General features: G+C 43.7%; 12 protein-coding genes and 1 pseudogene. 6 read left to right on the forward strand and 7 right to left on the reverse strand.

The genetic code is table 11. The annotated features are described in order from the left end of the window. Window positions 1-81: 81 nt before the first annotated feature. Complete coding sequence (gene tnpA / locus CEQ32_RS08390; RefSeq protein WP_088585846.1) at window positions 82-516, reverse strand: IS200/IS605 family transposase; 435 nt, start codon at window positions 514-516, stop codon at window positions 82-84. A 165-nt stretch (window positions 517-681) separates the two neighbouring features. Continuing rightward, window positions 682-1,656: a porin gene (locus tag CEQ32_RS08395; protein WP_181159797.1), complete on the reverse strand. Its 975-nt coding sequence runs from the start codon at window positions 1,654-1,656 to the stop codon at window positions 682-684. A 292-nt stretch (window positions 1,657-1,948) separates the two neighbouring features. On the opposite strand from CEQ32_RS08395, the gene rdgC reads away from it, so the two are divergent. After that, entirely contained in the window at window positions 1,949-2,863 is a 915-nt protein-coding gene (rdgC, locus tag CEQ32_RS08400; RefSeq protein WP_088585848.1) for a recombination-associated protein RdgC, read from the forward strand. Between the two features lie 181 nt (window positions 2,864-3,044). Here rdgC and CEQ32_RS08405 read toward each other — a convergent pair whose 3' ends face one another. The 3 genes and pseudogenes from CEQ32_RS08405 to CEQ32_RS08415 all read right to left on the reverse strand — a co-directional run. After that, a complete protein-coding gene (locus CEQ32_RS08405; protein ID WP_226871893.1) occupies window positions 3,045-4,709 on the reverse strand; it encodes a M61 family metallopeptidase in 1,665 nt (554 codons plus the stop codon). Further along, window positions 4,684-5,892: an IS4-like element IS10A family transposase gene (locus tag CEQ32_RS08410; protein WP_001206290.1), complete on the reverse strand. Its 1,209-nt coding sequence runs from the start codon at window positions 5,890-5,892 to the stop codon at window positions 4,684-4,686. The genes CEQ32_RS08405 and CEQ32_RS08410 overlap by 26 nt, the downstream gene beginning before the upstream one ends. 103 nt (window positions 5,893-5,995) lie before the next feature. Beyond that, window positions 5,996-6,193: pseudogene (locus CEQ32_RS08415) on the reverse strand (M61 family peptidase); the annotation flags it as partial. Window positions 6,194-6,333: 140 nt separating this feature from the next. Between CEQ32_RS08415 and CEQ32_RS08420 the strand changes: the two are divergent. From CEQ32_RS08420 to CEQ32_RS08440, 5 genes are all read left to right on the forward strand, one after another. After that, entirely contained in the window at window positions 6,334-8,496 is a 2,163-nt protein-coding gene (locus CEQ32_RS08420; protein WP_037425805.1) for a tetratricopeptide repeat protein, read from the forward strand. Window positions 8,497-8,645: 149 nt separating this feature from the next. Beyond that, on the forward strand, window positions 8,646-10,202 hold the full coding sequence (locus CEQ32_RS08425) for a GGDEF domain-containing protein (RefSeq protein WP_037416573.1): 1,557 nt from the start codon (window positions 8,646-8,648) through the stop codon (window positions 10,200-10,202). 56 nt (window positions 10,203-10,258) lie between these two features. Further along, the gene (ppnN, locus tag CEQ32_RS08430) at window positions 10,259-11,614 is read left to right on the forward strand and encodes a nucleotide 5'-monophosphate nucleosidase PpnN (RefSeq protein WP_037425808.1); all 1,356 of its coding nucleotides are present in this window, start codon (window positions 10,259-10,261) and stop codon (window positions 11,612-11,614) included. 14 nt (window positions 11,615-11,628) lie between these two features. Continuing rightward, window positions 11,629-12,411, forward strand: coding sequence for a flap endonuclease Xni (xni, locus tag CEQ32_RS08435; protein ID WP_055646948.1), 783 nt, complete (start codon window positions 11,629-11,631; stop codon window positions 12,409-12,411). A 110-nt stretch (window positions 12,412-12,521) separates the two neighbouring features. Next, a complete protein-coding gene (locus CEQ32_RS08440; RefSeq protein ID WP_037416564.1) occupies window positions 12,522-12,950 on the forward strand; it encodes a DUF3192 domain-containing protein in 429 nt (142 codons plus the stop codon). A gap of 519 nt (window positions 12,951-13,469) precedes the next feature. Here the strand turns inward: CEQ32_RS08440 and CEQ32_RS23065 are convergent. Together CEQ32_RS23065 and CEQ32_RS08455 are read right to left on the reverse strand one after the other, a co-directional pair. Then, window positions 13,470-13,646, reverse strand: a complete 177-nt coding sequence (locus CEQ32_RS23065; RefSeq protein ID WP_226871894.1) for a hypothetical protein — start codon at window positions 13,644-13,646, stop codon at window positions 13,470-13,472. A gap of 313 nt (window positions 13,647-13,959) precedes the next feature. After that, a complete protein-coding gene (locus tag CEQ32_RS08455) occupies window positions 13,960-14,919 on the reverse strand; it encodes an integron integrase (RefSeq protein WP_055646947.1) in 960 nt (319 codons plus the stop codon). Window positions 14,920-15,023 lie beyond the last annotated feature (104 nt).

Consider the following 15,023-nt stretch of genomic DNA (forward strand, 5'->3'; position numbering starts at 1 on the left):
TATATAACTGTTTGTTTATCGCAGTAAAGAATCCACCTTCTGAAGAAGGTGGCTTTGTTTTAACCCCCTAAAAGGGGGCCTTTATTCAAGAGCAAGTTGACCCTGCTCTTGCCGCTCTACTTTCTCTTGATGCCTAACGTATCTACGGATTATTTCCTCGTTAATTCCAATCGAATCGACGAAGTATCCTCTCTGCCAAAAATGATTTCCCGAAAGTTTATTCTTACGTAGGTAAGGAAATTTACTGAATATTTTCAAAGCTATCTTACCTTTTAACGCCCCCATTAAATTCGATATAGATATCTTCGGAGGTACCTTCACTACTAAATGAACATGGTCAACTTGAACATTTAGCTCCATGACTATGCATCCCATTTGATGGCAATAAACCTGAATGCATCGATAAACCTCTTTTCCGACATTACCTTTCAATATCCGAAAGCGGTACTTTGGTGTCCAGACTATATGATATTGACATCGCCAGAACACATGCGATGCTTGCTCGTATCTACTCATGTTATTTGCCTCTTTTGACTTCGCTAAAAATCAAAGATGCATTTAACATGGGTAGGTATACAGGCAAAGCCTCAAATGATGATAACCACCTACTGAAGTAGGTGGTTTTGGGCTAAAAATAAAAAAGGAAGCCGAAGCTTCCTTAATTCAATCTTAATACTGAGATTAGAACTTGTGTTCTAAACCAACAACGATGTATTTATCATCATCTGTATTCGCTTCTAAAGAGCGGTTGGTATAGAAAGCAAACACTTTAGTCGGCTTGCCTAAGCTGTAGTCCGCACCCACTGACCATGAATCACCTAAGTCTTCCATGTCTTGATATTGAGCTTTTAATGTCACAGCATTGATATCATAAGCAGCACTTAACAGGTAGCCAGTCGCACTGTCTGCAGACACCTCAACTGGTTGGCCCGTTGTTGCATTGTATTTGTACGTTTGTTCCTGCTGCTGATACATACCACCCAATGTGATGCCTGCTAACTTGGTTTGTAAGCTAGCGCGCACGATTTCATATCCAGACACATCAGAATCGTAGGCAAGGGCTGCATAGACAGCGGTTTTCTTTAACTTAGCGTCACCATACATGGCGGCAGCACTGAAACCATCTTGAGCAAATTGACTTTTAACATCATTACCTTCCGCAACATAAGTGACACCAAACACAAAGTCACCAAAGGAAGGGGTTAAGTAAGTTGCCGTTTGCGCAGCACGAACTTCACCTTTAAACAATTTAGCCAGGTCACCAGAATTCATAAAGTCATTGAATTGGTCAACACCACCTTGAGAAATCTTCAGCAAAGTATCGTTACGACCAACAGAGAACGAACCAAAGTCGCCTTTTAAACCAACAAATTGATTACGCGCAGTAAAGTTGTCGCTTGATGCATTACCAGTATCTACTTGATACTCAACAGTATAGAAAGCGGTAAGTGAACTTGATAATTCGAAATCACCCTTCACACCAAAACGAGAAGCATTACTTTGAATAGTTGTTGTAGCGTCACCATTCTCATCGTTTGATTGAGCGCTAACATTCAACTTACCATAAACAGTCAGTGGCTCAGCGGCATAAGCAGAAGCCAGAGTTGCAGAAGCTAGCGCAGAAGCAAGTAGAGTTTTACAAAAAACGTTCATCATTTAATCCTTTCGACGTTATGTTCGTCTTGGTTATTGGTTTGGAACGACCGAAAGTTTGCAATGAATCTGTTTCAGTTTTATTTCAATTGTGACAACTTAGGACTACCACCATAAAACCGCACCACCTACAAAAGACAAAACCCATTAACACCAAGGGTTATAGCTGAGTTTTTCTCAATGTTACATTTTGATGAATTCTGCAACCAAGGCAAAATTTAACGATTTCAGGTAGGTTTACCCCGCCGCAACTATGCCGTAAACTGCGACTTTATTTTTCCAATGAGCGCATCTTATGTGGTTTAAAAATCTTACTATTTATCGTTTCAATAAACCTTTTTCCATCGAGACAGAAGCACTTGAAACCGCACTTGCCGATTTCACATTTTCCCCGTGCGCCAGCCAAGACGTCAGCAAATTTGGGTTTTCCAATGCCTTAGGTAAACAGGGCAGCACCTTAGTGCACAGCGCCAACAATCGTCATCTAATCTGTGTCACTAAAGAAGAAAAAATTCTTCCTGGTCAAGTAATTAAAGAATCATTAGAAGAAAAAGTGGCACAAATTGAAAACGAAGAAAATCGTAAACTTGCCAAAAAAGAAAAAGATGCGCTAAAAGATGAAATCATCACTAGCCTATTGCCACGCGCTTTTTCGCGCCGCAGCCAAACACGCGCACTGATTTTACCTGAGTTAGAAATGATCCTCGTTGACAGTTCAAGCGCCACTAAGGCAGAAGAATTATTAGCCTTATTACGCAAGGCCTTAGGTAGCTTGCCAGTGATCCCATTAAGCTTTAAAGCACCGATTGAAAGCCAATTAACTGAATGGCTTAAAAATGGCAGCGCCCCCTTACCTTTTGAAATACAAGATGAAGCTGAGCTGAAATCAGCCGCAGATGAAGGCGGCATAGTACGCTTTAAGCAGCAAGATCTAAAAGAAGACGAAGTACTTGCCCACCTTGAAACCGGTAAAGAAGTGCATAAGCTCGCCCTGCACTTTGGCCAATCGATTGCGCTACTGCTGCAATCCGATGCCAGTGTGAAACGCTTAAAATTCTCCGAAGAATTTAGAGCGGGTAACGATGAGTTGGGTAATGAAGATCCGATGGCGCGCCTCGATGCTGACTTTGCCTTAATGGGCAGTGAATTAGTCGCACTAATGCACGCCCTAGTTTCTGCATTGGGTGGCATTGAAGAGGCTCAAGCTTAACGCTTAAAACGCTGATCGTATTTGGCCAAGGCTCCTTCCTAGCGAGTATTAGAAAAGTAAAAGGCGCCGCAGTTGGACTCAGTTCACTGCGGCGCCTTTTTAGTCTCTATGACTGAAGTAACACATTGGTAGTGATTCGAATAAGCCAACCTAAAGCCCACTCACTCAAATCGCAAACAAGTTAACTTTTCGTCAGCAGCTCCCCCTTATTATCAAACGGCCAATCGATGCCCAGCCAAGCCTTGAAGAAGGCTTTTTGCTGTTTAGTCGCCTTCACATCGCCTTTGAGCACTAGCTTGCCGCTTTGTTTCTCACCTAAGGTTAACGCCACTTGCTTGATTTTGTCGTTGTTAAATAAGGTGATTTCGACCTTATCACCCACTTTAAAGTCTTTGATGCGCTTATCAAATCCTTGAGCGGTCACCTTTAAGCCATTAATCGCGATAATCTCGTCTCCCGCCATGATACCAGCCTGCCAGGCGGGGCTATTACGCAATACTTGGGCAAGCACCAAAGAACCATATTCGCTGCTTAAGGTCATGCCCGTAAAAGGCTCAGCTTTAGCGTCTTTACCGTAGGACATCACTAATCCCGCCTGAGACAACAGGCTTGAAAACTCAAGGCTCAGTGGACTATTCACATGACTTTGCCACCATGGGCCATAGTCCTTACCCGATAAGTCCTTCAGAATTTGCTGCACATCGGCCACAGTGTACCCCTTAGGAACGCGGTAATCCTGATAGAGTTTACGATGCACGTCGCGGTATGAATGGGCAAGATTCGAGTCCGTCAGCAGAGAGAAATCCAGCGCCAGTGAGGCTAAATAACCTTCGGAGTAAATATTCACACTGTGGTTAATGGCATAATCGCCGCCCGTGCTGCTCCACTCGCCTAAACTGGCTTCGGCAACGGATTGAATTTCGCGCCCCGGTGTAAGCTCACTCTTCTCGATGCGTTTGGCGAGGTCTTCTAAAAATTCCTTAGGCGTCATTACACCTGCGCGCAGCAACAATTGCCCTTGGAAATAACTAGTTGATCCCTCGGCAATCCACAACAGTTCAGTCATATTTTCATGCTGATAATCGTAGGGAACAAGACCCGCCGGACGATAAGCTTTAACGTTCCAAGTATGAATAAACTCATGGGACGCCGTGCTAATAAAGCGCAGGTAATCCTTACGCTCACGAAAACTAAACCGTGGTAGTTGGATAACCGTCGAGTTTAAGTGCTCGGTCGCGCCGCCCGCCCCGCTGGTGGCATGCACCATATACACATAACGATCAAAAGGATAATCATCCCAGATCGCTTTGGCTTGGCCACTCAATGCGGTTAAGTCTTTCACCACCTTATCGGCATCGTAGTTGCCTTCACCCCAAAACACTAATTCATAGTCTTTGCCATTAGCACTAAATTTATTGTGAGTACTCACCCCTGTTTCAATGGGGGAGTCAATTAGCACATCATAATTAGGTGCAATAAATGAATGCGCCATTTTGCCTGACGACATGCCCGAATAACTCTGCCAGTTTTCGGGCACGGTTAATTGTACTGCAACTGGGTCTTCTCGAAATTGCGGGCTATACATTAATACGCCACTGGCATCGAGATAAGCATGGCTTGAATCAATATGACGCACGCGCTGGCCTAATTCATTGGCGTAAAGTTGATAACTCACGGTTACATTGGTTGGATTATCTAAGGCAATTTTCCACTCGCCACTAGCACTGCGTTTCCATGGGAGTGGATTGCCCTTACTGTCTTTTGCCGTGAATAAACGCACGCCATCAGAGAGTGGTAACACTTGGTACTGAAGGATCCCCTCATAAATCAGCCATAGCATAGCCATATTTGAGCAACTGATTGGCGAATAATACCCAGGCCGCCAGCAATTCTTTCTCCGTGATTTGATAATCAGGCCGCCTGAGTACCTCCAATCCCAAGCGAATCGTTGAGAGTACCGTTCGATGCCCAATGGTATTGGCCTGAAAATGCTTATCCCAGCCCTGTTGCTGTGCGTGTAAACCAACTAGCCACAACAGGCATTGAACCATCAACGCTATCAGTAGGATGATGTCGAATCGCTCTGGACTGTTGGTACGACTTTGGCGTAAGCCAAAGCCGTATGCCGGGCTTTTGAGGTCACGAAAGGTTTCCTCTATTTGCATACGTTTGGCGTACAGGTTTACCAGCTGCTTTGGGCTCCGAGATTCTGGTGGTAAATTGCTGGCTAACACCCAAGGCTCTTTCGCCGATGTTGAGTACGTTTTTGCCGATGGATGGTGGCAATTAGTCCTCGTTGAACGCTGATTTGTACGCCCCTTAGGTTTGCTACGATAAAGCGTGAGATGGCAATTGATAGGGTTAGTTTTGGTCAAGGTCTTACAACCCAGGCTCTTCGCTTGACCGTTGGCCAAGTCATGTGTACTGCGAACTGCACGCCAATTTTCAGCGCCAATATCTGCAAATTGAACTGTACCGCGAATACGGCTTAGCCAAAACCAACCATGCGCCTCAACCTCTTTGTACCAAGGCACTTTGAACCCCGCGTCAGTCACGATGAGAGGGGTAACATGCAAAGGTAAAATCTTGGCTAAGTCCGCTAAAAAACCGTTGTGGGAGGCCTTAGAGCATTGTTCTGATAGGGGATAGGACTTCTCATACAGGGTAATAGAGCGGCCATTGAAGGCTATTGAGGCGCGCAGAGCCATGATGCGTTTATGCTCTCGGATGTCTGACCAATCGACGAGCACAATCGGCATAGGGTTACCAGAACAGATGAGGCTGGCATGCCATTGGTAGACAGCTAACCGTTCTTGATGCAGATGCGTGTTGCCGAGCAAACGATCAATGCGCTTGATGTTGTGCTTGGTTCGGGCCGTGGTTGGTAAATTTCGACCTAACTCAGTCAAGGTCAGTGTCTTACATTCAATCAGTGCCTTAGAGGCCAGCATCAAGCTGTTTAATCGTTTTAGGTGAAGTTCTGGGCAGTATTGGTGTAAAGAATGTTGTAGGATATTGGCTTCGCGCATCTTGTTGTCCAAGTGTAGTTTTTAGCGAAACCATTTGATCATGCAACAAGATGCGCTTCCACTCTAATTTGATGATTTATTTGTAAATCATCAGGGGATTCTTCAGCACTTGGTATTTACCCGTACGCCACACAGGAAGATTAACTATTAGCTCACCTGCTTTAGCTTCGGGAAACGTTACACTCACCTGTGCAAGATGATGTTGGGGTTGGCTTAAATCAATTTTGTAATCCACATCGGCAAATACGTTAGCCGACCCTAATACACTTAATGCCAAAATAGATAATCTATTGGGTTTCACTCTGACTTCCTTCCGTCTTCTGTTATTATGCTTCTTATATTTTTTCCAAGTATAACAAGTCGATGTAGCATCCTCATTAGGCGCTAACAAAAGCTAACAAAATAAGTTCCTTGACTTAGGGAATATAGGGCCACCTACACATGCATAAACTCATTGTTATTTTCGTGACCTTGTTAATATCTATTTCTTTTCAAACATTGGCGGTTGATCTTGAGGCTGAAGAAATAGAATTGCGTGAAACGCCACAAAAAATGTATGACAGGCTTAATCAGTCGATTTCTTTTCCTATCACCTTTAAGAACCGTGAACAATTCGAACGAGCAGCCCAAGAACAGGGCTACAGCAGTGATGAGTTTGAGCACATACTGCAACTCCTCGCACGGTTAAATCTGGAACCCAATGTCAAAACCAAGGTGGGTTTTCAAGACGCAAACAACTTAATCGAACTTCTGGCAAGCATAGCGCAAACGCCCTTCGAGCAAGCCACCGTCGCCATGCTAAAGGGGCGCTATATCGGCCGCACCGAACAAAAATACCAAGAAGCGATCGCTTTTTATAACGAAGCACTGACACAGATCAGCGAAAGCGTTGATATTGAGTCTATGCTGCTAAAACATACCATCCATGAACATTTAGGTGGCATGCACTTGGTTATTCGCCAAGATGTTCCTGCACTAATGCATTTTCACACTTATCGCGATATAGCTTATAAGCTCAGAAACGACTACCTCATCGCGGCGGCCGAATCGAAACTAGGGCACTACTATAATAAAAATCAACAACTAACCAAATCATTGCAACATTATAGTGAAGCGATTCGACTATCAAATCGCTCCAATTATCCGTCAATGAAAACGCATCTTCAGTTACAACTCGCTAAGGTGTATCGTGATTTAAAACAATGGGATGAAGCGTTAAAAAATGCCCACGAAGCCGCAGCAGGATTTAAAAAGCTAGGGAACGATACTTATCTTTCCAGCTGTATGACAGTTATTGCCATGGTGTATGGTGAGCAAGGGGATTGGAACCGCGCCATTGATTACTACCTTAATGCTCAGCAACTCGATGCTAAACGCGGTAATTACATCGCTCAAGGGCTTAATTTCCACAATTTAGGTCAAGCTTATTCGCATCTTAATGATGATGTGAATGCACTTAAGTATTTGTTGATGGCTAATAAAATATTTACTGAAAAACAAAGCCATCATTACTTGGTCTATAACGAATTACTGATTGGTGAAATTGCTCAAGGCAAGCAAGATTGGCCATTGATGATGGGGCATGCTGAAAACGCTTTAGCGTTGGCGACAGATTTAAATCTACCAGAGGAGCAAAAATCAGCACTGACACAAATCGCCCTTTCGGCAGAAAAACAGCAAGATCAAGCCAAAGTGATCAACACACAAAAAAAGATTATTGAGTTAAACAACTCATTAAAAGACACCGCTAAAGATCCTGGCGTCACTGCTTCAGTCCTTGCTGAACAGCAGCTCAAGTTAGAACTCAATATGATTCAAAGCAAGTTAAATGATGCCATTCAAACCGCTAAGGATACTAATCAATTCCTGGCATTTAGTGGTCTTATCATAACCTTGTTGGTGATAGCAGTTATCTTCTTACTAAATCAACGACGCAAGAGCAAACAGCAAAACGCATCGCTGCTTCAATTAAGCTTAGAAGAACCTTTTACCCATCATAAGGGATATGCTGCACTATTAAACGATCTGACGCTAAACCCGCCTAGCTCTCAAACCACTGCGCTAGCTTTAATTGAATTTCGCGACCATATATCGACTGACCTCAATCACGGCCAATATTTTGCCAATACTATGACCCGTCAGCTCACAAACCATATTAGCCATAGTCTGTTTATGCCCGTCTATGTGATCCGCCAAGGCTTATTTGCGGTCAGGTTTACTGAGGCCGTAGAACCACAGCAAGTGTTAACACAACTTCAACAGCAATTCGATAAACAAGCATTTACGCCTAGTTTCAATCTCGGCTTTATCAATTTGCCCCTGCTTGCCAAAGCGGAGATTAACATTGCCCCCAAATTGCTGTTTGAAACCGTGCAAATGGCGCTCGCTGGTGCACGAAGTTTGCCAAATGACACTTGCTATTATGTGAGTCTCAGAGCATTAGATTTCGTGCCACCGACACTGTTTGCCGACCCGCTGTTTTTGCACTTAGAGAAAGGTATTGAACGCGGCCTGATCCGAGTCGAGACGAATGCGATAAAGGAAGATATTGTATGGCCTTGCTGGGAAAATAACCAAAATCGGCATTTGTTAGAAAATATTTGATCAATATCGACAATTAATCACTATCGTACAAGCAAAGCAATTTGCACTCTACGACCATTGTTATAACATTAGAAGCATATGAGTTAAACGCTAATCTGGACAGAGGACGTCTTGCTTGTTAGCCCTGCAGAGTTAGGAAAATACTCCGGATGAAGGATTCCAACGCGACTGTTACACAACTTGCATTACTTCAACAGAAACTTCATTCGGCAAAACTTGCCCTCGATGAAGTCAATGAAGATAGAAATGCTAAGTTACAAACTTTACTCCAATTTATTGGTCATTTAAGTCTTGCCTGCAAAGGTCAAAACTTAGAATTGGATAATAAGCTTGCCAAACTTCGCCATAACTTAAATACCTTTGAGCGAGTCGATGAAGCCCTACCTGAATTGGTCGATGTTGAACGCCTATTAAAAGGCCAATACCACCATGTAATGGTACAACTTGAAGAAAGTCGCGCAGGGCTTGCACAGGTCGTCCGCCAAATTCAACGGGTTAACTCTGTACCAGAAAAGCTCAAAAAAGAAATTAACTACTTTAAGCAAGATCTCGCTAAACCGTTCCATACGGTGTGGGAGTACATTCCTAAAGTAAAACAAATTATCGGCTTCTACGACACCATCCTACAGCAACAGTTTAATGAAACTGAAAAGTTAGATGTGTTACCAAAGCACAGACAACTCGCCCATGAGTTGGCACAAATGATCTCGGAAATTGAATTCCGTAAAGATCAACGCGATCAAGTGCTTGTCATTAAAGAAATGCTAGCATCCGATATTGAAATCGATAATTTACTGGAGGCTTATCAAACGATTTTATCCCTGCTGCTCGATAATATTGCACGGGAAAAATCCGCCTCTCAGGAATTTCTCTACGCCTTAAACGATGCCTTAGCAGCAGTGCGGGAAGTCGTTAGTGAATCCTATAATCACAACCAGCGTAGTTTCCAACTTAAAACCCAGCTTAATCGTGAAATCAATTCTCGAGTCGATAATGTGGGTGAAGCCATTATCGATACCGACGATATTGTCGACCTCAAAGCACGTTTAACCGAACAGCTCAATTCAATTCGCTCCGCACTCGCCCGCAAAGAAGCCTTAGAACAACGGGAGCAAGCCTTACTGCGTAAATCGATGGAAACCATGCGCAAAGAGCTTAACGAGCTGAGCAACGAGGCCAATACCTATAAAGAACGACTTTTCGAACAACAAAAGCTCAATCTGCTGGACAGCCTAACTCAATTACCTAACCGTGCTGCCTTAGAAGAGCGCATGGAGCTTGAGTATCGCAATTACCAACGTCATAAATCTCCGCTATGGATTGCGATTGCAGATATCGATCACTTTAAGAGCATCAATGACAGTTTTGGCCACAGTACTGGGGACAAAACCCTACAGGTCATCGCCATGGCATTAAAAAATTCTTTACGGGATACCGAGTTTGTCGCCCGCTACGGCGGTGAAGAATTTGTGCTCATTTTGCCAGATATTGACGATAACGATATCGCTCAACTTTTAAACAGAGTTAGAGAAAAAGTAAAAAATATTCCATTTAAATTTAAAAATCAGCGAATTACAGTTACAGTATCTATAGGGGCTGCACGAGTCATGGGCAATGAGCTCATACACGAAACCTTTGAGCGCGCCGATGCAGCACTCTACAAAGCAAAACATGAAAGCAGAGACAGGGTCGTGATTGACGTATAACTAAGTCAGACTATACGTCGCTTCTTATCACTCCTGTCGATACGAAGGAGTGATAAATGATAGTAAAAGTCAGCCCTAAGGGCAGCATGGATCAGCTTTCACAACTTGAAGTTGATCGCCTCAAAAAAAGCGCCAAAAGCGCCCTATATCAACTGTATCGTAACTGCTCACTCGCGGTACTCGCTGCGGGTTTAAAGACCGACAATTCTAAAGCACTATTCGAGCAATATCACGACTTCGACATCAATGTACTGCAACGCGAACGCGGGGTTAAGCTCGAGCTTATCAATCCACCGGAACAAGCCTTTGTTGATGGCCAAATTATCACTGGGATCCAAGAGCATTTATTTTCGGTGCTCAGAGATATTCTCTACATCAGCGACAAATACGACACCCTAAAACATATCAATTTAACAAATGCTAGCCACATTACTAACGTCGTGTTTGATATTTTGCGTAATGCCCGCGCCATTGCGCCCATGAAGGATCCTAATGTAGTGGTCTGCTGGGGCGGACACAGCATTAATGCCATCGAATACCAATATACCCGTGAAGTCGGTTATCAACTCGGCCTAAGGGAATTAGATATTTGCACTGGTTGCGGCCCAGGCGCAATGGAAGGCCCGATGAAGGGCGCAGCGATTGGTCACTCTAAACAACGGATTAAAAATGCTCGTTATATTGGCCTCACAGAGCCGAGTATTATCGCCGCTGAGCCGCCTAACCAAATCGTTAACGAGTTGGTGATCTTGCCCGATATCGAAAAACGCCTAGAAGCGTTTGTACGCTTAGGTCACGGCATTATCATCTTCCCCGGCGGTGCGGGTACAGCCGAAGAACTGCTGTATATACTGGGGATTTTGCTCAATAAAGAAAACCAACAAACGCCCTTCCCACTGGTATTAACTGGCCCCAGCGAAAGCGCAGATTATTTTATTAAAATTGATGAGTTTATCGCTGCAACCTTAGGGCCTGAAGCGCAACAAAAATACCAAATCATTATTGATAATCCTGCCGAAGTCGCTCGGGTGATGAAGCAAGGCATGGAGCAAGTGAAAAACCATCGCCGTGCCACAGGAGATGCTTACCAATATCAATGGGGGCTAAAAATTGAGCCAGAATTTCAACTGCCCTTCACTCCCACCCATGAGGTAATGGCAAACTTAAATTTACATTTTCAAACCAACAAAGCGGAGCTTGCAGCCAACCTGCGCAAAGCCTTTTCGGGTATCGTAGCGGGTAATGTAAAATCTGACACCATCAAGCAAATTGAGCAATTAGGCCCCTTCCACATTAAAGGGGATCCGCATTTAATGGAGTTGATGGACAATTTGCTGGGGGCCTTTGTCGCCCAGCATAGGATGAAACTGCCGGGAAGCGCTTATGTTCCCTGCTATCAAATCGTGAAGTAAAACAAAAACCGCCAATGAATAAGTTTTTAATTATCGATGGTCTCAACTTAGTCCGCCGGATTTATGCGGCGATCCCAGATGAGAACGATATGGACAGTTTAACGGAGCGTGTGAGTGTCGCCTGCACTAAACTGCTGCGCATTCACCACCCAACCCATGTCGCTATCGTCTGGGATGGGGATGAGATCTCTTGGCGTAAACAGCTCTACCCTGATTATAAAAAGGGCCGTAAACCTATGCCTGAGCCACTGGCGGCGGGCTTAACGGCATTGCAAAAACACCTTAACAGTTTACAAATCCAATCAATTTATGCCGCTGCTGAGGCCGATGATGTTATCGCCACCCTTGCAATGAAAACCGCCAAAGCCCAAGGTGAAGCCATTATTGTGTCGACGGATAAAGGTTTTAGCCAACTCAATCATCCGCGGATCAGCCAGTGGGATCACTTTAATCAGCAATATCTCAACATCGCTGAGCTTGAACAAAAACTGGGAGTCGATCGCAGCCAATTTCTCGATTTAATGGCTCTTGCGGGTGATAGCGGCAATAAAATCCCCGGTATCGCAGGTATTGGCCCTAAATCGGCCGCCGAGTTACTCCGAACCTTTAGAACCTTAGCGACACTGTTTTCCTCGTTGTCCAATCTCGGCGCCAAACAAGCGAAAAAGTTAGCAGAAGGCCGAGATATTGCACGCCTCAGTTATAAGTTAGCCCAACTACAAACCGATTTACCCTTAAACATCAACTTAAAAGATTTTCGGGTCAATAGCCCTATTCATACGCCACCCGTCGACTAGCGCCTCTTGTTAACACTAAGTTGCAATAAAGCCGTTTACCTCAGGTCATCAAAGGCGTATTTTATTCATTTGCCAAATAACACATTGGATATGCAAAGGAATTAGATTCAATGAAATCAAAAACCTCGGTTATTATTGGTAGCATATTTGCCGCCTATGTCGCCTTCGTCGCCGTAGTGGTGCTCGTATATGAGCCCACTCCAGATGAAATGGATTGGGAAGATAGGCAAGTCTATAACAGCCAGAAATTAAACGATTTAACACTCGGGCAAGATATTTCCGCCGTCAAAACCCTATTTGGTAAGGCCGATTTTACAGAGGCAAAATCCCTTAAGGATAGCCAGCTACAAGTGCTCTTTTATCGTACTCACCATGAAAAATCCGATGGCGTGACCAGCAAAGAAGAATGCACCCCGCTGATTTTTAAAGATAATAAACTCGTGGCCTGGGGCGATGATACCTATAAACAGTATCTCGAAGCCGGCACAGATATTGTTAGCCGCACCGCCAAAGAGGTCGAAAGCTCAAGCAAAAATTGATTTTGCTCTGATATCACCATCATCCCTAAGCTAAATATCCAAAGCTTATTAAGCTATCCCCCAAAATGGCAGTGTAAATCAATACATTGCCATTTATGTTCTATAACCGCTTGAAAGCAAGATGACTTTATCGTCAGGAGTGTAGGATGCATTGTCATTTTCCCCTGTGAGACCCCTTGTTATTTCACAAGAAGCATTCATGAAGGCCCTACTAAAACCTAGATGTTTTAGAAAGTCACAGTTGCAACAATGACAATCTTTACAACCATTGAACTGTTCATCTGGCTAAAAGCTTTTTTGCCCCCAAACGAGAAAAGTTTGTCGTCAGGTGTGTAGGATGAATTGCCATTGTTTCCCCTGCGACACGCCATAAACTCATCCCTGAGAGCTCGACGGCGGCATCTGCAATACATGGAAGTGTAAATGCCGCGATTACATGGATGTGAAAGAGTGGCCATGTCGCCAACGGTCACTGTTGCAACAATAAAAATCTTTACGACCATTGAACTGTTCATCCGGCTAAAAGCTTTTTGCCCCAAAACAAGTCGGCTGAATCGGATATTGCGATATATGCATTGCCACTGTTTCCCCAGTGACACGCCGTGAATATATCCCTATAGGCTCGACGGCGGCATCCATGCCGCCAACGGTCACTGTTGTAACAGTGGCAATCTTAACGACCATTGAACTGTTCATCTGGCTAAAAGCTTTTGCCCCAAAGCGAGATAAGTTTGTCGTCAGGTGTGTAGGATGAATTGTCACTGTTTCCCCAGTGACACGCCGTCCTTTTATTTTACAAGAAGTATCCCTATAGGCTCGACGGCGACATCCATGTCGCCAACGGTCACTGTTGCAACAATGCCAATCCTAACTATCCCTCTAGCTGCTAGGTCAGCTAAAAAGATATTTGCCCCATTCCTAGTTAGCAAAGTAGTATCTAGCTCACTTTAACATCAGTATGTTGACTCAATTTTAGTAATGCTACAGAGTTACAAAAGGACTCTGACATTTATAATGTGTCTAACGGGCTAGTTGTTCCCGCAAAATGTTGGCCAAGTACATGTGTATAGATTTGTGTGGTACTAACGTCATTGTGGCCCAGTAACTCTTGAACACTTCTTATATCACGACCAGCTTGAAGTAAATGGGTTGCGAAGCTATGCCTAAACGTATGGCAGGTGACGCGTTTATTCATTTGAATATTACGCACGGCATTCCCGAGCGCTTTACGAATAACACTTTGATGTAAATGATGCCTGCAAAGTGTTCCTGTATAAGGATTGATACAGGTTGTGCTGGAAGGAAAAATAAACATCCACCCGTGTTGCCTAAACGCATTGGGATACTTACGTTCTAATGCATTTGGCAGAGATGGACCTATCCCTTGCTGGTTATCATTCTGTTGAATTTTAATAGCCTTTTCAATATATGTAGTGAGCTTTTCTGCGCATCTATGGCTGAGGATGGTTTGCCTATCTTTATGTCCTTTACCGTCTCTAACGGTCAGCGAAGCTCTCACAATATCAATATCTTGGATACGTAACCTGAGGCATTCTGAAACTCTTAGTCCACTACCATAGAGTAGTTCTATTATTAGCCTATCGCGGCCATCAAGTTCATTTAATATTAGTGAGATTTCTGATGGGGATAACACTGTCGGTAAATGTCTCTGTTTAGTGGCATAGCAAAAACCTAAATCCCCAAGCTCATGGTGCAAATGCTTCTGATATAAATAGGCTAATGCGTTAAGTGCAATTTTTTGTGTGTTGATGGCCACATTTCGTTGATTGGCAAGGAAGGTTAAAAATTGTGTAACTTCTTCCGTTCCCATTGTTTCAGGGTGACGCTTGTTGTGAAAGTTAATAAAGGCCTTGATCCAATAGAGATAGGTTTTTTCCGTTCTAATACTGTAACCACGCATACGCATTTCTTCTTGAAGGCCGCTTAGAAATGGGCTTTTTAGACTCATGATAATCCTCGCTCTTAAATACTGTTATTTTATACAGTATTATTTAAAATTCCCGGATATCAAGGAAAATAGTGGAAAAATTTTGCGCGTTTGTACACGGACTA

Origin of the sequence: Shewanella sp. FDAARGOS_354 (assembly GCF_002209245.2) — a bacterium.
GTDB lineage: Bacteria > Pseudomonadota > Gammaproteobacteria > Enterobacterales > Shewanellaceae > Shewanella > Shewanella xiamenensis.

What these genes read in the sequence shown, in the direction of transcription:
- tnpA (WP_088585846.1), bottom strand. Translation starts at nt 516, where the DNA reads ATGAGTAGATACGAGCAAGCATCGCATGTGTTCTGGCGATGTCAATAT.
- CEQ32_RS08395 (WP_181159797.1), bottom strand. Translation starts at nt 1,656, where the DNA reads ATGATGAACGTTTTTTGTAAAACTCTACTTGCTTCTGCGCTAGCTTCT.
- rdgC (WP_088585848.1), top strand. Translation starts at nt 1,949, where the DNA reads ATGTGGTTTAAAAATCTTACTATTTATCGTTTCAATAAACCTTTTTCC.
- CEQ32_RS08405 (WP_226871893.1), bottom strand. Translation starts at nt 4,709, where the DNA reads ATGGCTATGCTATGGCTGATTTATGAGGGGATCCTTCAGTACCAAGTG.
- CEQ32_RS08410 (WP_001206290.1), bottom strand. Translation starts at nt 5,892, where the DNA reads ATGCGCGAAGCCAATATCCTACAACATTCTTTACACCAATACTGCCCA.
- CEQ32_RS08420 (WP_037425805.1), top strand. Translation starts at nt 6,334, where the DNA reads ATGCATAAACTCATTGTTATTTTCGTGACCTTGTTAATATCTATTTCT.
- CEQ32_RS08425 (WP_037416573.1), top strand. Translation starts at nt 8,646, where the DNA reads ATGAAGGATTCCAACGCGACTGTTACACAACTTGCATTACTTCAACAG.
- ppnN (WP_037425808.1), top strand. Translation starts at nt 10,259, where the DNA reads ATGATAGTAAAAGTCAGCCCTAAGGGCAGCATGGATCAGCTTTCACAA.
- xni (WP_055646948.1), top strand. Translation starts at nt 11,629, where the DNA reads ATGAATAAGTTTTTAATTATCGATGGTCTCAACTTAGTCCGCCGGATT.
- CEQ32_RS08440 (WP_037416564.1), top strand. Translation starts at nt 12,522, where the DNA reads ATGAAATCAAAAACCTCGGTTATTATTGGTAGCATATTTGCCGCCTAT.
- CEQ32_RS23065 (WP_226871894.1), bottom strand. Translation starts at nt 13,646, where the DNA reads ATGAACAGTTCAATGGTCGTTAAGATTGCCACTGTTACAACAGTGACC.
- CEQ32_RS08455 (WP_055646947.1), bottom strand. Translation starts at nt 14,919, where the DNA reads ATGAGTCTAAAAAGCCCATTTCTAAGCGGCCTTCAAGAAGAAATGCGT.